Here is a 20,529-nt window from a genome sequence, read left to right as displayed (position 1 = left end):
CTCGCAGTTCGACCTGGTCGCGCACCGGCTCGCGCAGCCGCGGCGCACCGCGCCGCACTGCTTCGGCCCGTGGCTCCGCTTGNTCCGGCAGCTCTCCAAACAACTCGTCACCAGCCATCATCCCCCTCCTGCAAATCAATCCGCGAAGAGAATCACAGCTGCCACGCGCCCGATATAAAAAGATTCACAGTCTCGTAGGATGGGTAGAGCGCAGCGAAACCCATCGCGATGAAATGAGCGGCGCGAATGATGGGTTTCGCTGCGCTCTACCCATCCTACGGACTACGGACTGCGGGATCCCGGCTCGACACCGGAAACGACCGACCGTGCCATGCGACAAAAAGCCGTGAATGTGGCGCGCCGAACCCATCGCAAAGCGGTTACGTTGCCTTGCCAAGCGCTGGCTTTGTGGCCATTTTCCTTACTCGTACCCGGTTTTGATTACCCGCAGATGCTATTGCTCGAGTCTCTCCCAACCGTCATCGGTGCCGCCGCCATTGCGCCGGCGCTTCTGATGCTCTGGCTCGTCATCGCCGCCGACGAGCGCCCGGGCCCGCCGGGACAGGTCTGGCTCGCTTTCGTGCTCGGCGCGGCCAGCATCTCGCTGCTTGGGCTGGTGCGGGCGCCGTTCAACGCATTGCTGGCGATACCGGAAAACCCCTGGATGACGTTGGTGGTGCGCTCGCTGTTCGGCGTCGCCCTCCCTGAAGAGATCGTGAAGATCGCGGTGATCATCGCCGTGTCGTCCCGGCGGCGGCGCGCCTCCGCCGACCCGATGGACCCGGTGGTCTACGGCGCCGCCGTAGGGCTCGGTTTCGCCGCCTATGAGAACCTCGCCTACCTGGTCCAGCACGCCGAGATGTGGCGCGCGCTCGCCGTGCTGCGCAGCGTGCTCACGGTGCCGTTTCACGGCGCGCTCGGCATCATCGCCGGCGCCTATGTCGCGATCGCACGCTCCGGCACCGCGCTCGGCGCGCACCGCAAGAATCGCGCCTGGGCGCGCTTGTCGAGCTGGGGCATGGTGCTGCTCGCCCCGGTCTTGCTGCATGCCGCGTTCGACTTCCCGCTCCTGACCCTGCAGCGGGGCGGCGATCTCGGCTCCACGCTGCGGATGGTCCTGGGCTCGGCGAGCGTCCTGATCGGGTTCAGCTCGATCGGCTTCGCCATCCGCCTGATCTACCGGGTCGGCCGCCATCATGCCCCGCGCACCGCGCTCGCGCGTGAACGGCTGAGCCAGTTGCGGCGGATGTGGGCCGTGCTCGTCCTCGGCAGCGGCGCCGGCTTTCTCGGGCTGGCCTTCGTGCTGACGTCGATCCGTCGCTGGCTGATCAATCCCGAGCACAATGCGGCGGCGATCCTGGTCCCGGTCGCGGCGATCTCCATTGTGATCGGTATAGCGCTGCTGATCGCGACCACCGCGATTTACATCTTCGGGCGAAATCGAATTCGCACGACATCGGAGGGCTTTTCGGCGCCGGGGCCGGGCTAATCTGATATAATCAGAACCGGACACGCTCTAGGATCGCGTGCAATCAGGCACCCGCCGGGAGAGCTGCGATGACCCTTCCAGATAACCTCGACAAGCTGCAGTCCGAAGTGAACGCCACGGTGAAAGCGCATTGGAAGGCCTTCCTGTTCGAAGGCATCCTGCTCGTGGTTCTTGGCCTCGCCGCGTTGATCGTGCCGGCCTTCGCGAGCCTCGCCGTGACCATCTTCCTCGGCTGGCTGTTCCTGATCTCCGGGATCGGCGGATTGATCGTAACTTACTGGGCGCGCGAGATGCCGGGCTTCTGGTGGTCGCTGATCTCGGCGGCGCTGGCCGTGCTCGCCGGCCTGATCCTGCTGGCGCGGCCGATGCAGGGCGTGCTGACGCTGACCATCGTGGTCGGAGCCTATTTCGTCGCCGAGGGCGTCGCCACCATCATGTATGCGCTGGAGCACCGGCGCGAATTGACCGGGCGCTGGTCGTGGCTCCTGATCGCAGGGCTGATGGACATCCTGATCGCCTTCATCATCGTCGCCGGCCTGCCCGGCTCGGCGGAATGGGCACTTGGGCTCCTGGTCGGCCTCAATCTGTTATTCGGCGGCGCCAGCCTGATCGGCATGGCGCTCGCCGCCCACAGCACCGACCCGTGATTTAGAGCGTTTTCGAGCGAAGTGGATACCGGTTCGCGTGAAGAAAACGCGTCAAAATAAGAAACTGAAGATCGGTTCTGATTGAATCAGAACCGAATCTTTGGAGGTGACAAGGCGGAATCCTTCCGTTATAGACCCAGCCATGATCAACGCCGCCACCAGCTATTTTTGGTACTTTAGCTACGACAGCTCGCTGGCGGCGGGAGGATCGCGCTCAATTTAGTGAAATTGCAGCGAGACGTCCGAACAGCCGCCAGACCTGGCGGCTTTTTTGTTGGCCGGCAGGTTCAAAAATCAAAAGGAGCCCGCCGTGTTGAGTACCACTGACGATCTTCGCATTAGAGAACTGAAAGAGCTGAGTTCGCCCGAAGAGGTGATGCGCGAGATCCCGCGCACCTTGACGGCGACGCGGGTGGTGATGGCGGCGCGCAACGCCATCCACGCCATCCTGAACGGCAAGGACGATCGCCTCCTGGTTGTCGTCGGCCCCTGCTCCGTCCACGATCCCGAAGCGGCCATCGATTACGCCGAGCGCCTCGCCACCTTGCGCGAGACGCTGTCTGACCGGCTCGAGATCGTGATGCGGGTCTATTTCGAGAAGCCGCGCACGATTGTCGGATGGAAGGGGCTGATCAACGATCCCAACCTCGACGGCAGCTTCGACATCAACAAGGGCCTGCGGCTCGCCCGCAGCGTGCTCTCCGCCGTCAACAATCTCGGCCTGCCCGCGGGCGCCGAATTCCTTGATATGACGACGCCGCAATACATCGCCGATCTCGTGAGCTGGGCCGCGATCGGCGCGCGCACCACCGAGAGCCAGATCCACCGCGAGCTCGCCTCCGGCCTGTCCTGCCCCGTCGGCTTCAAGAACGGCACCGACGGCAATGTGCGCATCGCCTCTGACGCCGTGAAATCGGCCTCCCACCCGCACCATTTCATGGCGGTGACGAAAGGCGGACGCTCGGCGATCGCGGCGACCAGCGGCAATGAGGACTGCCACATCATCCTGCGCGGTGGCCGCGCGCCGAACTATGATGCGGCGAGCGTCGATGCCGCAGCAACCGAGTTGGCGCGCTCAGGCGTCAACCAGCGCATGATGATCGACGCCAGCCACGCCAACAGCAGCAAGAAGCCGGAGAACCAGCCGCTGGTCGTTGCCGACATAGCCAGTCAGGTTTCCGGCGGCGAGACGCGCATCATGGGCGCGATGATCGAAAGCAACCTGGTCGCCGGGCGACAGGACGTTGTGCCGGGAGTTGCGCTCACCTACGGGCAGAGCATCACCGACGGCTGCATCGACTGGGAGACGACGGTCTCCTCGCTCAACGTGCTTGCCGATGCGGTCGAGGCACGCCGCAAGGCGGAGCGCCGCGATGTCCGGGAACGGTTGGCCTAGACGCTTGTCGTTACGGGCCGCTGGGCGACGCAACGCCGGCGGCTCGCTCAGCAACCCCTGCAGATGCTCTTGATCTTGCGATCAAGGGCGGCGTCTTCCTTGTTCACCGGATTGTTCGGGTCGTTGATATTGTTCTCGCTCGGCACATCGCCGCGGCGCGGCTGACGGTGGCCGATCGGCGCTTCCGGAATCGGCCTGGTCTCGGGAGTGCTTTTCGGCACTGTCGTGGTTCCACCCTGCGCAAAGGCAGGCGCACCGATCAGGGTCACAAGTGCCATCGACAAGATTGTTTTCCGCATCCTGATTCTCCTGCCTCTCGACACACTTTATCGCGCCCGTTCAGGCGCGTCGATATTACTGCATCTGCGCTCACACATTAGGTGGATAGAGATGCACGTCACCGCAATAATCGACGACACGGTAGCGTGTTTCATTAACTCCTTCACGCTGCGAGAGATTGTCCTGCGTCAAATAGCCCGGCCCGATCGGCGCTTTGCCGTGGCCGCCGGGAATGTCGAGCACGTAGTCGGGCTGGCACAGGCCCGAGACGCGGCCCCGCAACGATCGCATCAGTTCCTGCCCCTCCTCGATGGTTGTGCGCAGATGCGCAGTGCCGGGCGCGAGATCGCCGTGGTGCAGGTAGTAGGGCTTGATCCGGCATTCGACGAAGGCCCGCATCAAGCCTTCCAATGTGGCGGCATCATCGTTGACGCCCTTGAGCAGCACGGTCTGGCTCACCAGGGGAATGCCGGCATCCACCAGCCGCGCACAGGCGGCGCGCGCCTCGGGCGTCAGTTCGCGCGGATGATTGGCGTGGATCGCAACCCACGTCGTCGCGCCCTCCACACGCAGCGTGCGGACCATCTCTGGATTGAGACGGGCCGGATCAGCCACCGGCACGCGCGTGTGCAGGCGGATGATCTTGACGTGATCGATGGCAGCGAGATCGGCCATGATCTCCGCGAGCCGCCGCGGCGACAGCATCAACGGATCGCCGCCGGTCAGGATCACCTCCCAGATCTCCGGCTGCGAGCGGATGTAGGAGAGCGCATCGCGGTAGGCGTCCTCCGACAGCGCCATCGCCTTCCCCGGCCCGACCATCTCGCGGCGGAAGCAGAACCGGCAATAGACCGCGCAGACGTGCACGAGCTTGAATAACACCCGGTCCGGATAACGGTGCACGATGCCGGGAACAGGCGCATGCGCATCATCGCCGATCGGATCGGCGTTCTCGCCGGGATGCGTCACGAGTTCATCCGCGGCGGGGATGAATTGCCGCGCGATCGGATCGTTCGTATCATTCGGGTCGATCAGTGCCGCAATGTCAGGCGTCACCGCGATAGCGTAGCGGGCGGCGACCTGTTCGAGATCGGCAAGCGCCTCCTGCCGCGCAAGGCCGCGCTCGATCAGTTCGGCGGGCTGGCGCAGCGTTGCCGCCAGCTTTCGGTCGATCCGGTTCATGTCTCTCCTGCCGGCGGCGTCCACACCACCTGGTCGATCTTTAGCGCGCCGCTTGCCAGCATCACCAGCCGATCGAAGCCGAGCGCGACGCCGCTCGCCTCAGGCATCTCGCCGACGGCGGCAATAAAATCCTCATCCAGCGGATAACGCTCGCCGTAGCGACGCTCCTTCTCGTCCATGGCCGCAGCGAAGCGGCGGCGCTGCTCGGCGGCATCGATCAGTTCGCCAAACCCGTTGGCGAGTTCGACGCCGCAGGCATAGACCTCGAAGCGCTCGGCGACGCGCGGATCGGAAGGATCTGCGCGCGCCAGCGCCGCTTCCGGGATCGGATAGTCGGACAGCACGGTCAGGTGCCCCTGCCCGAGATTTGGCTCAACATGCTCGACCAGAACCTTGCTGAAAATATCCGACCAGGTGTCATCCTCCGCGATCCGTACCCGCTGCCGGGCAGCATTCGCAAGCGCAGCACGGTCGCCCTCGCCGTCAACGACGGTGGACAGAAGATCGATCCCGGCAAAGCGCTCAAAGGCGGACGCCACTGTCAGGAATTCAGGCACGCCCCTGACATCTGCGGTCTTGCCACGAAAGGAGAATCGCTCAACGCCGGTTGCGTGTGCGGCCTCAACAATAACCAATACGGTATCGGCGATCACGGCGTCGATATCATCATTGGCGCGGTACCATTCCAGCATGGTGAACTCGGGCAGATGCAGGTCACCGCGTTCACGGTCGCGGAACACGCGCGCGAACTCGAAGATCTTTGTTTCACCCGCCGCGAGTAGCTTCTTGCAGGCGAATTCGGGTGACGTGCGCAAGTAGCGGGGCACGCGGCTGCAATCGGCCCGCGTCAACTCCGTGCGCGGCGCATGCAGATGGGTCTCGTTGCCAGGCGAAATCTGCAGGATGCCGGTCTCGACTTCCAAGAATCCCCGCCCCTCAAACCAAGCCCGCACCGCCTTCGTCACGGCGCTCCGCGCCTCGAGAAACGGTTTTCTGTCGGCGTGCCGGGCTGGATTCCACCAGGGCGACGGGCGGTCGACGCCGCTCATGGCTGCGCTCCTGCCAAAGGACGCTTCACGCGATGCGTCGGGTTGTCCATTAACAAGTTGAGAAAATCGGTAAATCTCATTGAAATCGCTCGATTTCCTCGACGTCCGGCGACCCCTTGATGCCTGACGGTGAATGCGTTGTCCATAGAGCGGGGCGGCACCACGTTCCGGCCCGCCGTTCGCGCGGTTGACACCTCGTAGAGGACGCCACACCTGTCAGCAACCTGCCGAAACCGGCCGCAAAAGGCTGGCATCTCGGAGGCAAATCAGTAAGGTGCCGCCCGAAACTGCCGCCAGGCCGCCGAGCGCATCAGCCGAGCCGAGCCGGCGGCCGAACCATTCAGGAAAACCACTTTGAGAGTCATCGCCAGTTCCATCCGCAAGGGCAACATCATCGAGCAGGATGGCAAGCTTTACGTTGTCCTTTCCGCCGAAAACATCCATCCCGGTAAGGGAACTCCGGTCAGCCAGATTGAAATGCGTCGCATCGGCGACGGCGTGAAGGTCTCCGAACGCTACAAGACCACCGACCAGGTGGAGAAGGCGACCGTCGAGGATCGCAACTTCAACTACCTCTATGAGGACGCCGACGGCTTCCATTTCATGAATGGCGAGACCTACGACCAGGTCCAGGTGTCGAAGGACATCGTCGGGTCATCCGCGCCGTATCTGCAGGAAAACATGACCGTGAAGCTCTCGATGCATGAGGGCAATCCGGTCGCGATCCAGTTGCCGCAGCGCGCCACCCTGGAGGTCGTCGAGACCGAGCCGGTGACGAAGGGCCAGACCGCCTCCTCCTCCTACAAGCCGGCCGTGCTGTCGAACGGCATTCGCACCGCTGTGCCGCCGCATATCTCGACCGGCACGCGCATTGTGGTGATGACCGAAGACGGCTCATACGTCGAACGCGCGAAGGATTAACCGATCGCGCTAAGGGGGTACCGCGCCGGGGGACGACGCGTTGAAAGTGAAAGCTGTCTGCTTTGTGGCACCTTGGCTGGCAGCTTTCGCGTCGCTTCTCGCCACCTCCCTCGCCGCTTCTGCCGACGAATTCCGTACCCCTTCGATCTCGGCCGTGCGCGTCGAATGGCGCGCGGTGCTCGATCAGCTTCGCGCCGAGATCAATAGCCAGCCTTCGATCGCTGCGAACTTCACATTTGCGAGCCAGCGCCGCGTACCTTCGTACGATCCGCGCTCACGGCCCGCGCTGGTGCAATTGAACGCGATCACCTCGCAGCTATTCCCCGGCATCGGCCGCAGCCCGATCCCGGTGCTCTTGCCGTTCGATACCGCAACCTATCTCGAAGCGCGGCGGAGCGGCACGCCGGAGAGCTTGTCCGTGTCGCGCTATCAGGCGGACTTCCGTCCGGCCGGTCTCTTCCATGCAGGAGCGGCCGGTTATGATGCGATGTTCACACTCGAGCCGGGCGCAGGCAACGGAATGCCGGAGCGGACTTATGCAAGACCGATCGAGGTGCATATCACCGGTTCGCTGCTGCTCTATGATCTCAACGATCGGCTCGGCGGCAAAGGCGAACCGGTCAAATCGCTTTCGGCGCAATATCCTGATATCCGACGCTTCATCCGCGAAGGCTATGCGCGCTACGCCTTCACCCGCTTCGGCGTACCCTATGTGGTTTCGATCCACTGCCTCGATAGCACGCCGCGGCTGCGACGGCTGGCCTGCCGCGAGGCCTATCCGGTCGCCGAACGCTTCCTGAAGGCGCTGCGCATCGCCGGCGGCCAACCCTCGCGGCTGCGGCGGGACATCGCCTCCGTGAGCGCGGAACGGCCGGCCACCGTTTCACCCGAGTTCACCTATCGGCCAAGCGGCGACATCGTCGCCAACAGCGGTTACCACAAGCAGGGTGGCCGCACCGACCTGACCGCGTATTCGCAGATCCGCTTCCCCTTGGCGAAAGCGCCGGCCTTCATCCATTCGCAATCGTTCGGCAGGCGCGCCGACCAATATCCCTGGCAGGACAGCTTTTGCGAGGCGCGCGGTTTCGAAGTCGGCCAGTGCGCCAACGGCTTTGGCCACCAGGGGCAGGATATCCGCCCGGGCGCCTGCCCGCCCAACCGCGAGGCCGGCGAGCCCTGCGATCCCAAGCGGCAGGCAATCGTCGCGGTGCGCGACGGCGTTGTGATCCGTTCACCGGGCCAGCAGGGAGTGACGCTGCAGGTCAACACCCAGACCGAGCATATTCGCTTCCGCTACATGCATATGAACCCGTCGGCGATGGACGCGGACGGCCTTCTCAACGGACGCCGTGTCACGGAAGCCGAAAAGATCGGCGTGGTCTCGAATTATCTCGATCACCCCAACGGCACCACGCGCCACCTGCATTTCGACGTGCAGGTGTTCACGCGCGACGGCTGGCTCTGGGTCAATCCCTACACCACGCTGGTCTCAGCCTATGAACGCCTGATCCGCGGCCGCGGCCGTGAGATCGGCCCAGAACCGCCGGCAGCGGCCGCGGTGGCGCATGCGCAGCCGGAAGACGTGATCCAACGTCTCGATCCGCAGGAAGGCGGCGGCAACTAGACTCGAATCGTGGGTGAGAGGCCACCTCGAGATTCCGCGTGCGGGGCACGCTCTTTCCACGTCATTGCGAGCGAAGCGAAGCAATCCATTTCGCCACTTGTGGAGGCGTGGATTGCTTCGCTTCGCTCGCAATGACGGCGTTAGGCCTCTGTTACTCGATGAGTGTCGTGAGCTGCGCGTCCTCATCCGCCACGAATACGGCAATCAACTCCGCCGGCTCCGTGTTGCTTGCATTGGCTGAGACCAGGTGCGTCGAGCCCGGCGGCTCGAAGAAGGACTGACCGACCTTGAAGGTCTCAAGCGGTCCACCGCCGAGTTGGGACCGGATTTCGCCCTTGGTGATGTAGGCCGTCACCGAGCCGGCATGTCGATGCGCGCGCGTGAAACCTCCGGGGCCGTAGAACACGCGCACGATGGTGACCCGCTTGCCCGGCACGTTTGGCAGTGCGTACGAGCCGATCGGCTCGACCTTGTCGAGCGGCGATCCCTCGGCGGCATTCGCGCAAAGCGGCGCGATGGCGCCGGATACCGTGTCCATCATCGCCGGCAATGTCTTTGCGGTGACCAGGGCGCAGGCAAGACCGGCAATGACCGCGAGCGAAATCGGTCGTGTCGGTGCGAGAGGGATTATCGCGAGCATCGATGCCATGTTGTTCTCCTTGGAGAAAGACGTTATTCGCCCCCTTTGCCTTTTCGGATTCACGACGCGGCTGCGCCGACCGCGGGCGGCTTCCGTGTCGGCGGCCTCCAGCGATAGGCGACGCCATACCTGTTCCAGACGTTGATCGCCGCGATCGCCGAGGTGAGATAGCTCAATTCCTGTTCGGAGAATTCCACGCGCGCCTGAGCATAAACCTCGTCGCACACGCTATCGCCCAGCTTCGTCAGCGCTTCGGTCCATGCCAACGCGGCGCGCTCGCGGCTTGAGAATTGCGGGGCCTCGCGCCAGACCACGACGAGGTTGAGCTTGTCGGCCGATATGCCGAGGCTCTCGGCCTGCAGGATATGAAACTGCACGCAGAAGGCACAGCCGTTGATCTGCGAGGCGCGCAGCTTGACCAGTTCGAGCAACTGCTTGTCGAGCCCGGCCTTGGCCGCCATCTGACCCAGCGCCCGCACCGCATCGTAGACATCGGGTGCAAGCTTCGGAAAGTCAGCGTATTCGGCTCTCGCGTGTGACATCAGTTTCGCCTCATGTTATCAGTATGCTGATAGATTATAAGAGCACTGATATGGCGCGCAAGACTGCATGGTCCACCGGCACGGTTCGTAAGACATCAAAAATCGAAAAATCGAAAAATCCCACTCGGAGCCGGAAAGCGCCCGCCGAGACAGATCCGGCACTTGCAATCATCCGCCCACCACCACCCGGCCAAGGCAAGCGCGGCGAGCAAGGCTATCTCGCTTATCTCCTGCGGCAGGCCCAGGCGGCGACGCGGCTGACGATGGAGCGGGCGCTGGGAAAGCTCGGCGTTACCCCGCCACAGTTCGTCGTGCTGACGATGCTGCGCGCCTATCCCGGGCTGTCCGGGGCCGATCTCGCGCGGGTGGCGTTGCTGACGCCGCAGACCGTCGGCGTCATCATCCGCAATCTCGAGCGCGACGGCGCGATCCGGAAGACACCGCATCCGGTTCACGGCCGCGTCCTGCAATGGACGCTGACCAGGCGCGGAACCGCGCTCCTGGAAAAATGCCGGCGTCACGCCCATGCCGTGGACCGGCGGCTGGCCAAGGGGCTCAACCCCAGGGCAGAACTGATCGTGCGGCGCTGGCTGTCCAAAATCGCCACAGAGCTGCAGGATAGCTAGTTCCCGCGGCGATGTGACTTTTTGTGTCCTTGGATGGCGCCGCTAGATTGGCAGCATGAAGCAACTTGATTCTTTAAAATCCCCCGCCCGCCGAGCTTTCCTGCAAGGCAGCATCGCGGCCGGCACCCTGCTTGCCGGCCCGTTCGCTGCGCTCGCCGCGCCACCCGGCTTTGACCAATGGCGCGACAATTTCCGCGCCCGCGCGCTCGCCAAGGGAATCTCGGCGGCGACCTGGACCCGCGTGATGGGCCGCATCGAGCCTGACATGAGCGTGTTCCGGCAGATGCAGAAGCAGCCGGAATTCAACGAACAGATTTGGCAATACATCAACCGTCGCGTCTCCGACTGGCGCATCATCAATGGCCGTGAGGCGCTCAAGAAGAACGAGGCGCTGTTCGCGCGGATCGAGAAGGATTTTGGCGTCGAGCGCGGCACACTGTTGGCACTGTGGGGCGTTGAATCCGCCTACGGCGATCCGCTGGTGCAGCAGAACCACATGAAGCCGGTATTCCCTGCACTTGCCGCGCTCGCCTGGAACGAACCGCGTCGCAAGGCCTATTGGGAGACCGAGCTGATCAACGCGCTCAGGATCGTGGACCGCGGCTGGAGCACGCCGGAGGAGATGCGCGGCTCCTGGGCCGGCGCCATGGGGCATTCGCAGTGGATGCCGGAAGTGTGGCTCAATGTCGGCTTCGACTATGACGGCGATGGCAAGGTCTCGCCATTCGGTCGGCCGGACGATGCACTCGGATCAACCGCGAAATACCTCGTCAACCGCGGCAAATATCACCGCGGGCAACATTGGGGCTATGAAGTGCGCGCCAATGGCAGCATGAGCGGCAGCCGCACCTATGCGGCATGGGCCGGCGCCGGCGTGACCCGCGCCGACGGCCTGCCATTCCCACAGCCGAATGCATCGGCGCAGCTATGGATTCCGGTCGCCGGCGGCCCCGCCTTCCTGCTGGGTCCGAATTTCTATGCCGTGCGCAGCTACAATCCCTCCATGAACTATGCGTTGGCGATCTGCCATCTCGGCGACCGCATCCTCGGCGCGCCGCCCTTCATCCATCCCTTCCCCGGCTCCGAGCGTGCGCTGACGCTCGCCGAGGTGCAGGAAATGCAGACGCGACTGACAAAGGCCGGCTTCGATACCGGCGGCACCGACGGCCGCGTCGGCAATGACACCATGAAGGCGATCCGGGATTATCAGACCAAGATGAGCCTGTTGCCGGCCGACGGTTATGGCGGCCTGAAGGTGCTGGCGCGGTTGCGGCAGGGCGGCTGACGCGCCGTCATTTCGAGACAATGGGCCGTACAACAGCACCCGCGTTCATGCCGCCGTCGATGACAAGCTCAGTCCCGGTCACGTAGCGCGACGCATCGGAGGCCAGATACAGCACGCCGCTGGCGATCTCCGCCGCCTGGCCGGCGCGGCCGAGCGGGGTTGCAATCTTCGCACGTTCTTCGGGATCAATCGGCGCGTTCGCACGGTTCCCCGTCGCCTCCGTCGGGATCTTGCTCCAGATCGGGGTGTCGATGATGCCGGGATGCACCGAGTTGACGCGGATGCCGTCTCCCGCAGCGGCGCATTCCATCGCGACAGACTTCGCAAGCAGCCGCACGCCGCCTTTGGTCGCGGAGTATCCGGCAAGGCCCGCCGCGCCGCGCAGGCCCGCGAGCGAGGACATCATGATGACGGATCCGCCACCGCTCCTGCGCATCAGCGGCAGAGAATATTTCACCGAGAGGAAAACGCCGTCGAGATTGATCGCGGTCTGCCGGCGCCAGTCGGCGAGCGTCATGTCGGTGATCGACGGCACGGAGATGCCGATACCGGCATTGGAGACCAGCACATCGAGCCGGCCAAACCGTTTCTCGATCTCCGAGATAATCTCCGCCCAGCGTGCCTCGCTGGTGACGTCCTGTTGCAGAAACACCGCTTTGCCGCCGGCCTTGTTGACGCCGGTAACGAGCTCCGGTCCCCTGAGCTCGTCGATATCGGTCGCCACGACCGTGGCGCCCTCCTGCGCCAGCAATTCCGCGACCGCCGCGCCGATGCCCGAGGCGCCGCCGGTGACCAGCGCCACCTTGCCTTCCACCTGTCCTGCCATGTGCTCTCCCCGACTGTTTTCTTATCTGATCACCGCGGGCCCCTGATCGGGGATCGCGACGTCGAGCACACGCAATTGCACACGTTCGCTGCCTTGCCAACGGTCGATCGCAAGCGAGCCCGCGACATGGAGCGGCTGGCCGCGATTTTGAGTCAGCGCATTGCCGAGCTTTTGGCCGACGGAACGGAAGGCCATGCCGTTCACGATCGCGCCGTCGCCCGATTTGAAGCGCAGCCGCAGATGCGCCTGTCCGACTTCATCGGCATAGACGAGCTGGTGCGACGGCAGCGCGATCACCGGCTCCGGATTGCCGCTGCCGAACGGACCGGCGCGGTTCAGCATCGCGGCAAATTCCACCGTCACGGCGCGAGCGCTCACCGCGCCGTCGATGAACAATTCATTCTCGTGACGCGAATTGGCGACGTCGGCGGCGAGCAAGCTTTCCAGATAGGCGCGGAACTCGGCGAGCTTCTCCTTTCGCAGCGTTACGCCTGCGGCCATCGCATGGCCGCCGCCCTTGAGCAGCAGGCCGTCCGCCACCGCCTGCCGCACCGCCTTGCCGAGATCGACGCCGCCGATTGAGCGACCCGAGCCGGTGCCGATGCCGCCCGGCTCGAGCGCGATGGCGAAGGCCGGCCTGCCAAATTTCTCCTTCAGGCGCGAGGCTACGAGGCCGACGACGCCGGGATGCCAGCCCTCGGCGGCCGTGACGATGACGGCGCCCTTGTCCTCCAATCCGAGCGAGGCCAGCGCCTCCGCCTCGGCCTGCGCTTCGGCCGCCTGCTCAATGACGCGCCGCTCGCTGTTGAGGCGGTCGAGTTCGGCCGCGATCCGTGCCGCCTCCGAGGGGTCGGATTCCAGAAGTAGCCGCACGCCGAGGTCGGCGCGCCCGATCCGCCCGCCCGCATTGATGCGCGGTCCCAGCATGAAGCCGAGGTGCCAGGCCTCCGGCGGGCCGTTGAGCCGGGCCACATCCATCAGCGCGGTGTGCCCGACATGGTCGCGCCGGCGCAGCGCGATCAGCCCCTTGGCGACCAGAGCGCGGTTGAGCCCAATCAGGGGCGCGACGTCGGCCACCGTTCCAAGTGCGACGTGATGCAGCATGCCCAAGAGATCCGGCTCCGGCATTTCCGAAGTCCAGAAATCGCGCTGGCGCAATTCCCGGTTCACCGCGACCAGCGTTACCAGCACGAGGCCAACGGCTGCGAGATGACCAAGGCCGGACAGATCGTCGAGCCGGTTGGGATTCACCAGTGCGTCCACCTCGGGCAGCACCTCGCCGCATTGATGGTGATCGATCACGACCACGGACATGCCGAGCCGCCGCGCCTCCGCCAGCGGCTCCAGGCTCGTGGTGCCGCAATCGACGGTGACCAGCAACGTCGCGCCCTTGGCGGCAAGCGCGCGCACGGCCTCCGCGTTGGGGCCGTAGCCCTCGAACAGGCGGTCGGGAATGTGGATCAGCGGATCGAGCCCGCAATGCCGCAAGTGCCAGGTGAGCAGCGCCGCCGAGGTTGCTCCGTCGACGTCGTAGTCGCCGAAGACCGCGACCTTCTCATTACGCATCGCCGCATCCGCGATCCGCCTTGCCGCCGCCTCCATCTCGGTCACGGTGAAGGGATCCGGCATCAATTTGCGGATGGTGGGATCGAGGAAATCCGGCACATCATCGATCGCGACGTCGCGGCCCGCGAGCACCCGCGCCAGCATTTCCGGCAGTTGGTGGCGCTGCGCGATCGCGAGCGCCCGCGCCGCTCCCCGCGCGTCCAAACGGTCGCGCCAGAATTTGCCCGTGAGCGAGCGCGCCACGCCGAGAAAGGCCGGCGGCATCTCTACGGGCAGGATGGCGGTGTGCAGCGTCATAACGATCCCGACGACGAGTGGCGCTCGCATGAGAGCGAATCAGAGCTGCCATCCTCGACCCTGAGCGGGCGATCGCGAAGCGCTGCCAGGCGGTTTTGCCCGCTTTTCGCAGGAGACGGAGGTTGCGGAATTGGCTTGCGGGGGTGTCGAGGCCTTCGTCGGGCGGTGTCAGGAGAGGGATTCACAACGGGAAATGGCGGAATGCCCAAATAAAGTGCAGTCCCACATAGGTGGCAATTTCGGAAAATTAAGCCGACGTTAGCCGAAATCCCCGAAAAAGGACGCGTGCTTGATGTGCGATTTTTTGGTTCCGTTCCGTCCGCAGGAAGCGGTCAAAGGCTTAATGCAAGGGAAGTCCGCCTATGTCCATCGCGCTCCCGCGCGCGAAATCAATCGCGAGCGAATCGGCGGTCTCGCCTGACATCGACGATGAATCCGACATTTCGGCGCTGATCGCGCGGCTGACCGCGGAGGTCAATCAGATCGCCTGCGAGAAGACCAGGTCGATCCAGAAGATCACCAACCAGATGAAGATGCTGGCGCTGAATGCGCTGATCGAAAGCTCGCGCGCCGGCGCGCAAGGCGCGGGCTTTGCCGTGGTGGCGCAGGAAGTGCGCGGCGTCGGCCAGCAGGTCGAAACCATCGCGCGCGAGCTCGAGACGCAACTAACGCGGCGCACCGGCAGTCTCATGAGCTCGATCGAGCGCATGACCGACCGCTCGCGCGGCGAGCGCATGGTGGACCTGTCGCTGAACGCGATCGAGCTGATCGACCGCAACCTCTATGAACGCACCTGCGATGTGCGCTGGTGGGCGACCGATTCTGCCGTCGTCGACTGCGCTGCGTCACCGCAACCGGCGGTGGTCGCGCACACGTCCGAGCGGCTGGGCGTGATCCTTTCCGCGTACACCGTCTACCTCGATCTCTGGCTTTGCGATCTCGAGGGCAACGTGCTCGCCAACGGGCGCGCCGATCGCTTCAAGGTGATCGGCCAGAACGTCGCGGCCACAAAATGGTTTCGCCAGGCGCGCGACCTGCGCTCGGGCGACGACTATGTCGCCGGCGACGTCGAGTGCCAGCCGCTGCTCGGCAACGCGCAAGTCGCGACCTATTGCGCCAGCGTCCGCGAAGGCGGCAAGGCCCATGGCAAGCCGACCGGCGTGCTCGCGATCCATTTCGACTGGGAGCCGCAGGCACGCGCCATCGTGCAGGGCGTGCGCGTCGGCGCCGCCGATAAAGCGCGCGTGCTGCTGGTCGATTCCCATTTCCGGGTGATCGCGGCATCCGACGGCAAGGGCCTTCTGACCGAGCACGTCTCGCTGTCACTCGGCGGCCAGCGCAGCGGCTTCTACCACGACCGCTCCGGCGCGTTGGTCGCCTTCCACGCGACGCCGGGCTACGAGACCTACAAGGGTCTCGGCTGGTACGGCGTCATTCTCTGCGGGGCGGCTTCCTAGGCCTAGATCGGTGTGGTGTCCCCTCATGGTGAGGAGCGCGCCAGCGCGTCTCGAACCATGAGGCCCCGATCTCGCCCGCGGCCGATCCTTCGAGACGGCCGCTGCGCGGCCTCCTCAGGATGAGGGCTTTCTGCGTGGCGCTCTTCTTGGCTTTTCGCGACGAGCTGCTCAGCTAGCAACCCATCCGATCGGCGATTGCGCGGAAATCCTTGGCGACGATATCCCAGTCGCCGGTTGCTTCGAAGTCGACCTTCTGCAGCGGGCCGTATTCGGTCGGACGCGCAACAAAGGCGGTCTTGAGGCCGTTCTGCTGCGCATGCTTGAGATCGCCGTTGTGCGCGGCCACCATCATCACCTGCTCCGGCGGCAGGCACAGCAATTTCGCGGCGCCAAGATAGGTTTCGGGATCGGGCTTGTAGTGCTCGAACAGTTCGGCCGACATGATGAGATCCCATGGCAGGCCGGCAAACTTCGCCATGTTGGTCAGCAGTGCGACATTGCCGTTCGAGAGCGGCGAGATGATGTATTTCGCCTTCAGCCGCGCCAGCCCCGCTATGCTGTCGGGCCAGGGATGCAGGCGGTGCCATCCCGTGGTGAGGTAATGCAGGTCGACGTCGGTCAATCCCTTGATGCCCTGCTGCTCGACCAGCTTCTCAAGTGAGCGGCGGTGCAGCACGTCGAGGATGACATAGCCGCGTTCGGGATGTTTGCGCACCTCGTCCATCGAGGCGACATAGACCCCGCGCCAGCCGTCAACGAGCGCGGTCCAGTCGGCTTCGATGCCGCGCGTCTTCGACCACTTCGTGAAGTCGTTGATCAGGCTGGTGCGCCAGTCGACGACGGTGCCGAACACGTCGAACACCAGCGCCTTCACCGCCGAAAGATCGGCCATGCTCGCCTCCCGTTTGTTCTTGTCATTCCGGGGCGCGCATCAGCGCTCCCCGGAACGGCGGTTCACCTCAATCGAGATGGAACTTCTCGAGCTGGCGGTGCTCCGCCTTGATGTAGCGCACGGTGCCGGTAACCGAGCGCATCACCACCGTCTCGGTCTCGATCGTGTCCTTCTTGAACTTGACGCCTGTCAGCAGCGAGCCCGTGGTGACGCCGGTGGCAGCAAACAGGCAGTCGCCACGCGCCATGTCCTCGATGCCGTAGATCATCTTCGGATCGGTGATGCCCATCTTGTGCGCGCGCTCGCGCTTCTCCTCGCTGTCAAGGATCAGGCGGCACTGCATCTGGCCGCCGATGCAGCGCAGCGCTGCCGCGGCCAGCACGCCCTCGGGCGCACCGCCGGTGCCCATATAGATGTCGACGCCCGTCTCGTCCGGGTTGGTGGTGTGGATCACGCCGGCCACGTCGCCGTCGGTGATCAGGCGCACGGCGGCGCCAGTCGAGCGGATGCTCGTGATGATGTCGGCATGGCGCGGACGATCGAGCACCAGCGCCGTGATCGCCGATGCCGGCACGCCCTTGGCCTTGGCGAGCCGCTGGATGTTGTCGGCCGGCGACGCGTCGAGCTCGATCACGTTCTTGTCGTAGCCCGGACCGATCGCGATCTTCTCCATGTAGACGTCGGGCGCGTGCAGCAGCGTGCCGCCATCGGCCATCGCCATCGTGGCGATCGCGCCCGGCATGTTCTTCGCGCAGAGCGTGGTGCCTTCCAGCGGATCGACGGCGATATCGACCTTCGGCCCGGCATTGAGCCCGACTTTCTCGCCGATGAACAGCATCGGCGCCTCGTCGCGCTCGCCCTCGCCGATCACGATGGTGCCCTCGATCGGCAATTTGTTGAGTTCGCGGCGCATCGCGTCGACCGCGGCCTGGTCGGCCGCCTTCTCCTGGCCGTGGCCGCGCAGCCGCGCGGCCGACACCGCCGCCCGCTCCGTCACCCGCACGATTTCGAGCGTGAGAATGCGCTCGAGCAAAAGTTGTGGCGGGACGGAAATATGGGTCGACATCTCTGCACTCCTTCAGCCTTCGGGCCCCTCGCCCGCATTCAATCATCTAACGTAGAAGGCGTTCGCTATCGCACACTAATTTTTCTCAATTCGGATCACCTGCGGGCGACCGCTGATGACCCTGTCGCGCTGCACGGCCTTGAGCGCCCGGTGAACCGCATCTTCACTGGTCGCGTAGGTAATCAGAATGACAGGAACCGGTGAAGCTTTTTTGGCCGAACCGTTAACATCACCGTCATTGCGGTGGCGCTGCACGATCGATTCCAGCGAAATCTTCTGTTCCGCAAGCCGCGTTGCGATGGTCGCGGCGGTGCCGGCGTGGTCGCGGGCCAGAAGACGGATGTAATACCCGCCCTCATGGCGCTCCATCGGCGCCTTTGTCGTCGCGCGCAGGCTGTCGACCGGCCGGCCAAACGGCGTTGCGCGGATGCCGCGCGCGACGTCGGCGATATCGGCAACGACGGCGGACGCGGTCGCCGCCCCGCCGGCGCCCGGCCCGACCAGTGTGATCGGCGGAATGCCCTCACCGTCGATCGTCACCGCATTGGTGACGCCCATCACTTGGGCAATCGACGAAGATTTCGGCACCATGGTGGGATGCACTCGCTGCTCGATGCCCTTTGCAGTTCGCACCGCAACGCCGAGCAGCTTGACGCGATATCCGAGTTCCTCCGCCGCACGCAGGTCTTCGGGCGTGATCGAGGAAATGCCTTCGACATAGACGGCGGTTTGCGCGACCTTGGTGCCGAAGGCGAGGCTCGCCAGAATCGCAAGCTTTTGCGCGGTGTCGTGTCCGTCGACGTCGAAGGACGGATTGGCTTCGGCATAACCGAGCCGCTGCGCGTCCTTCAAACATTCCTCAAACGACAGTCCCTCATGCTCCATCCGCGTCAGGATGTAATTGCAGGTGCCGTTGAGGATGCCGTAGACGCGATTGACGCTGGTGCCGGAGAGCCCCTCGCGCAGCGTCTTGATCACGGGAATGGCCGCGCCGACCGCGGCCTCGTAATTCAGTGCGCTGCCATGCTGCTCCGCGGCCTTGGCGAGCCGCAGCCCATGCTTGGCGATCAGCGCCTTGTTGGCTGTCACTACCGACTTGCCGGCCTTCAGCGCAGTCTCGATGGCCGAGAAGGCGGGATCATCGGCGCCCCCCATCAATTCGACGAAGCAATCGACATTGGAATCCTCGGCCAGCGCCTGCGGGCTTTCGGCCCAGTCGACGCCGCGCAAATCGAGTCCGCGCTTCTTCTTCGAACGCGCGGTGACCGCGACGACGCGCACGCCGCGGCCGCTGCGCGCCGCCAAGGCGGCACCCTGCTGCTCAATAAGGCGGACGACTTCGGCGCCAACGGTGCCGAGCCCCGCTATGCCCACTTTCAGCGGTGCGACCATTGCAAACAGACCTGCCGGAGGAGATTAACGCCGGTTGGCGAGAGGAACCACGTTGTGCAACGTTTCGATGCCGCTTTCAAGGAAGCGGCGCACACCGCGCGCGGCCTGGCGAATACGTTGCTCGTTTTCCACCATCGCGATGCGGACAAAACCCTCGCCGTGCTCGCCGAAGGCAACGCCGGGCGACACCACCACGCCGGATTTTTCCACAAGCAGGGTCGCGAACTGCATGCTGCCGATATCCTCGAACGCTTTCGGCAGCGGCGCCCAGGCGAACATCGAAGCTTGCGGCGGCGGGATGTCCCAGCCGGCGCGGCCGAACGCTTCCACCAGCGTGTCGCGCCGCCGGCGATAGGTCTCGCGCATCTCGCGGATACAGTCGTCCGGCCCGTTCAGCGCCGCAGTCGCGGCCACCTGGATCGGCGTGAAGGCGCCGTAATCGAGATAGGATTTCACCCGCGCCAGAGCCGCGATGATGCGCTCGTTGCCGACCGCAAAGCCCATGCGCCAGCCGGCCATCGAATAGGTCTTCGACATCGAGGTGAATTCGACGGTGACGTCCATCGCGCCCGGCACCTGCAGCACCGAAGGTGGCGGATTGTTGTCGTCGAAATAAACTTCGGCGTAAGCGAGGTCCGAGAGGATGAATATCTCGTGCTTCTTCGCGAACGCGACGAGGTCTTTGTAGAAATCGAGATCGGCGACATAGGCCGTCGGGTTGGAAGGATAGCAGACCACGAGCGCGAGCGGCTTCGGGATCGAATGGATGATCGCCCGTTCCACCGCCTCGAAGAATTGCGGCGTCGGCTCCGACGGCACCGAGCGGATCACCCCGCCCGCCATCAGGAAGCCGAAGGCATGGATCGGATAGCTCGGATTCGGGCACAGGATGACGTCGCCGGGCGCGGTGATTGCCTGCGCCACATTGGCAAAGCCCTCCTTCGAGCCCAGCGTCGCCACCACCTGGGTGTCCGGATTGAGCTTCACGCCGAATCGCCGCGCGTAATACGCAGCCTGCGCCTTGCGAAGGCCGTTGATGCCCCGCGAGGCCGAATAGCGGTCGGTCCGCGGCTTGCCGAGAGTTTCCTTCAACTTCTCGAGTACATGGGGCGGCGTCGACAGGTCCGGGTTGCCCATGCCCATGTCGATGATGTCGGCCCCGGCATTGCGCGCCGCTGCCTTGGCCTGGTTGACCTTCTCGAACACGTAAGGCGGCAGACGGCGAATGCGATAGAACTCTTCCATGGGACCTTTGCTCCGACGACCGGCACGGCAGAATCGCGCGCGTTTACGCGGTTTGCCGAGACCAAGCCCGGTTTGGCCCGGAAATTACGCCCAATCAATGACTTAGAG

Annotated in this window: 19 protein-coding genes; 8 read left to right on the top strand and 11 right to left on the bottom strand. The window is 64.4% G+C overall.

Translation table 11 applies throughout. The annotated features are described in order from the left end of the window. Positions 1–451 precede the first annotated feature (451 nt). The 3 genes from YY7_RS0138715 (at position 452) to YY7_RS0138705 (ending at position 3,532) form a co-directional block, all read left to right on the top strand. Positions 452–1,489, top strand: a complete 1,038-nt coding sequence (locus tag YY7_RS0138715; RefSeq protein ID WP_028167864.1) for a PrsW family intramembrane metalloprotease — start codon at positions 452–454, stop codon at positions 1,487–1,489. A 68-nt stretch (positions 1,490–1,557) separates the two neighbouring features. Continuing rightward, entirely contained in the window at positions 1,558–2,136 is a 579-nt protein-coding gene (locus YY7_RS0138710; protein ID WP_028167863.1) for an HdeD family acid-resistance protein, read from the top strand. A gap of 310 nt (positions 2,137–2,446) precedes the next feature. After that, positions 2,447–3,532, top strand: coding sequence for a 3-deoxy-7-phosphoheptulonate synthase (locus YY7_RS0138705; RefSeq protein WP_028167862.1), 1,086 nt, complete (start codon positions 2,447–2,449; stop codon positions 3,530–3,532). Between the two features lie 47 nt (positions 3,533–3,579). Here the strand turns inward: YY7_RS0138705 and YY7_RS0138700 are convergent, their stop codons facing one another. The 3 genes from YY7_RS0138700 to epmA all read right to left on the bottom strand — a co-directional run bounded on the left by YY7_RS0138700 (position 3,580) and on the right by epmA (position 6,042). Continuing rightward, a complete protein-coding gene (locus tag YY7_RS0138700; RefSeq protein WP_028167861.1) occupies positions 3,580–3,831 on the bottom strand; it encodes a hypothetical protein in 252 nt (83 codons plus the stop codon). Positions 3,832–3,901: 70 nt separating this feature from the next. Beyond that, positions 3,902–4,993, bottom strand: coding sequence for a lysine-2,3-aminomutase-like protein (locus tag YY7_RS0138695; RefSeq protein WP_028167860.1), 1,092 nt, complete (start codon positions 4,991–4,993; stop codon positions 3,902–3,904). Then, positions 4,990–6,042, bottom strand: a complete 1,053-nt coding sequence (gene epmA, locus YY7_RS0138690) for an EF-P lysine aminoacylase EpmA (protein ID WP_028167859.1) — start codon at positions 6,040–6,042, stop codon at positions 4,990–4,992. Before epmA ends, YY7_RS0138695 begins: the two co-directional genes overlap by 4 nt. Positions 6,043–6,396: 354 nt before the next feature. Between epmA and efp the strand changes: the two genes are divergently transcribed. Together efp and YY7_RS0138680 are read left to right on the top strand one after the other, a co-directional pair. Next, positions 6,397–6,963 (top strand): elongation factor P, encoded by a 567-nt coding sequence (gene efp / locus YY7_RS0138685; RefSeq protein ID WP_027578243.1) that lies wholly within the window; start codon positions 6,397–6,399, stop codon positions 6,961–6,963. A gap of 46 nt (positions 6,964–7,009) precedes the next feature. After that, on the top strand, positions 7,010–8,587 hold the full coding sequence (locus tag YY7_RS0138680; protein ID WP_433994557.1) for a M23 family peptidase: 1,578 nt from the start codon (positions 7,010–7,012) through the stop codon (positions 8,585–8,587). A gap of 151 nt (positions 8,588–8,738) precedes the next feature. On the opposite strand, the gene YY7_RS0138675 is transcribed toward YY7_RS0138680, so the two are convergent. Together YY7_RS0138675 and YY7_RS0138670 are read right to left on the bottom strand one after the other, a co-directional pair. Continuing rightward, positions 8,739–9,236: a cupin domain-containing protein gene (locus YY7_RS0138675; RefSeq protein WP_028167857.1), complete on the bottom strand. Its 498-nt coding sequence runs from the start codon at positions 9,234–9,236 to the stop codon at positions 8,739–8,741. Positions 9,237–9,286: 50 nt separating this feature from the next. Continuing rightward, a complete protein-coding gene (locus YY7_RS0138670) occupies positions 9,287–9,769 on the bottom strand; it encodes a carboxymuconolactone decarboxylase family protein (RefSeq protein ID WP_028167856.1) in 483 nt (160 codons plus the stop codon). 50 nt (positions 9,770–9,819) lie between these two features. On the opposite strand from YY7_RS0138670, the gene YY7_RS0138665 reads away from it, so the two are divergent. Both YY7_RS0138665 and YY7_RS0138660 read left to right on the top strand, forming a co-directional pair. After that, positions 9,820–10,395: a MarR family winged helix-turn-helix transcriptional regulator gene (locus YY7_RS0138665; RefSeq protein ID WP_035692057.1), complete on the top strand. Its 576-nt coding sequence runs from the start codon at positions 9,820–9,822 to the stop codon at positions 10,393–10,395. A gap of 55 nt (positions 10,396–10,450) precedes the next feature. Further along, a complete protein-coding gene (locus YY7_RS0138660) occupies positions 10,451–11,680 on the top strand; it encodes a lytic murein transglycosylase (RefSeq protein ID WP_028167854.1) in 1,230 nt (409 codons plus the stop codon). A 7-nt stretch (positions 11,681–11,687) separates the two neighbouring features. Here the strand turns inward: YY7_RS0138660 and YY7_RS0138655 are convergent, their stop codons facing one another. Together YY7_RS0138655 and recJ are read right to left on the bottom strand one after the other, a co-directional pair. Continuing rightward, entirely contained in the window at positions 11,688–12,506 is an 819-nt protein-coding gene (locus YY7_RS0138655) for an SDR family NAD(P)-dependent oxidoreductase (RefSeq protein WP_028167853.1), read from the bottom strand. Positions 12,507–12,527: 21 nt separating this feature from the next. After that, positions 12,528–14,369 (bottom strand): single-stranded-DNA-specific exonuclease RecJ, encoded by a 1,842-nt coding sequence (gene recJ / locus YY7_RS0138650; protein ID WP_028167852.1) that lies wholly within the window; start codon positions 14,367–14,369, stop codon positions 12,528–12,530. A gap of 362 nt (positions 14,370–14,731) precedes the next feature. Between recJ and YY7_RS0138645 the strand changes: the two genes are divergently transcribed. Next, positions 14,732–15,826 carry a methyl-accepting chemotaxis protein gene (locus tag YY7_RS0138645; protein WP_028167851.1) on the top strand — a complete coding sequence of 365 codons (1,095 nt, stop codon included), beginning with the start codon at positions 14,732–14,734 and terminating at the stop codon, positions 15,824–15,826. 172 nt (positions 15,827–15,998) lie between these two features. Here YY7_RS0138645 and YY7_RS0138640 read toward each other — a convergent pair whose 3' ends face one another. From YY7_RS0138640 to YY7_RS0138625, 4 genes are all read right to left on the bottom strand, one after another. After that, entirely contained in the window at positions 15,999–16,718 is a 720-nt protein-coding gene (locus tag YY7_RS0138640) for a haloacid dehalogenase type II (protein WP_028167850.1), read from the bottom strand. Positions 16,719–16,785: 67 nt separating this feature from the next. Beyond that, entirely contained in the window at positions 16,786–17,784 is a 999-nt protein-coding gene (gene glpX / locus YY7_RS0138635; protein WP_028167849.1) for a class II fructose-bisphosphatase, read from the bottom strand. Positions 17,785–17,859: 75 nt separating this feature from the next. Next, positions 17,860–19,176 (bottom strand): homoserine dehydrogenase, encoded by a 1,317-nt coding sequence (locus YY7_RS0138630; protein WP_028167848.1) that lies wholly within the window; start codon positions 19,174–19,176, stop codon positions 17,860–17,862. A 24-nt stretch (positions 19,177–19,200) separates the two neighbouring features. Beyond that, on the bottom strand, positions 19,201–20,421 hold the full coding sequence (locus YY7_RS0138625; protein WP_028167847.1) for an LL-diaminopimelate aminotransferase: 1,221 nt from the start codon (positions 20,419–20,421) through the stop codon (positions 19,201–19,203). Positions 20,422–20,529: the final 108 nt, after the last annotated feature.

Source organism: Bradyrhizobium elkanii WSM2783 (genome assembly GCF_000472865.1).
Lineage (GTDB): Bacteria > Pseudomonadota > Alphaproteobacteria > Rhizobiales > Xanthobacteraceae > Bradyrhizobium > Bradyrhizobium elkanii_A.
Note: the sequence above shows the minus strand (reverse complement) of the source record. Positions and strands in the feature narration are given on the sequence as shown.

Excerpts from the sequence above, each read along its gene's own strand:
- YY7_RS0138700 (WP_028167861.1), bottom strand. The coding sequence starts at position 3,831 with ATGCGGAAAACAATCTTGTCGATGGCACTTGTGACCCTGATCGGTGCG.
- YY7_RS0138715 (WP_028167864.1), top strand. The coding sequence starts at position 452 with ATGCTATTGCTCGAGTCTCTCCCAACCGTCATCGGTGCCGCCGCCATT.
- YY7_RS0138630 (WP_028167848.1), bottom strand. The coding sequence starts at position 19,176 with ATGGTCGCACCGCTGAAAGTGGGCATAGCGGGGCTCGGCACCGTTGGC.
- recJ (WP_028167852.1), bottom strand. The coding sequence starts at position 14,369 with ATGACGCTGCACACCGCCATCCTGCCCGTAGAGATGCCGCCGGCCTTT.
- YY7_RS0138665 (WP_035692057.1), top strand. The coding sequence starts at position 9,820 with ATGGCGCGCAAGACTGCATGGTCCACCGGCACGGTTCGTAAGACATCA.
- YY7_RS0138710 (WP_028167863.1), top strand. The coding sequence starts at position 1,558 with ATGACCCTTCCAGATAACCTCGACAAGCTGCAGTCCGAAGTGAACGCC.
- YY7_RS0138655 (WP_028167853.1), bottom strand. The coding sequence starts at position 12,506 with ATGGCAGGACAGGTGGAAGGCAAGGTGGCGCTGGTCACCGGCGGCGCC.
- YY7_RS0138695 (WP_028167860.1), bottom strand. The coding sequence starts at position 4,993 with ATGAACCGGATCGACCGAAAGCTGGCGGCAACGCTGCGCCAGCCCGCC.
- YY7_RS0138645 (WP_028167851.1), top strand. The coding sequence starts at position 14,732 with ATGTCCATCGCGCTCCCGCGCGCGAAATCAATCGCGAGCGAATCGGCG.
- YY7_RS0138670 (WP_028167856.1), bottom strand. The coding sequence starts at position 9,769 with ATGTCACACGCGAGAGCCGAATACGCTGACTTTCCGAAGCTTGCACCC.
- YY7_RS0138675 (WP_028167857.1), bottom strand. The coding sequence starts at position 9,236 with ATGGCATCGATGCTCGCGATAATCCCTCTCGCACCGACACGACCGATT.
- YY7_RS0138660 (WP_028167854.1), top strand. The coding sequence starts at position 10,451 with ATGAAGCAACTTGATTCTTTAAAATCCCCCGCCCGCCGAGCTTTCCTG.
- glpX (WP_028167849.1), bottom strand. The coding sequence starts at position 17,784 with ATGTCGACCCATATTTCCGTCCCGCCACAACTTTTGCTCGAGCGCATT.
- epmA (WP_028167859.1), bottom strand. The coding sequence starts at position 6,042 with ATGAGCGGCGTCGACCGCCCGTCGCCCTGGTGGAATCCAGCCCGGCAC.
- YY7_RS0138640 (WP_028167850.1), bottom strand. The coding sequence starts at position 16,718 with ATGGCCGATCTTTCGGCGGTGAAGGCGCTGGTGTTCGACGTGTTCGGC.
- YY7_RS0138625 (WP_028167847.1), bottom strand. The coding sequence starts at position 20,421 with ATGGAAGAGTTCTATCGCATTCGCCGTCTGCCGCCTTACGTGTTCGAG.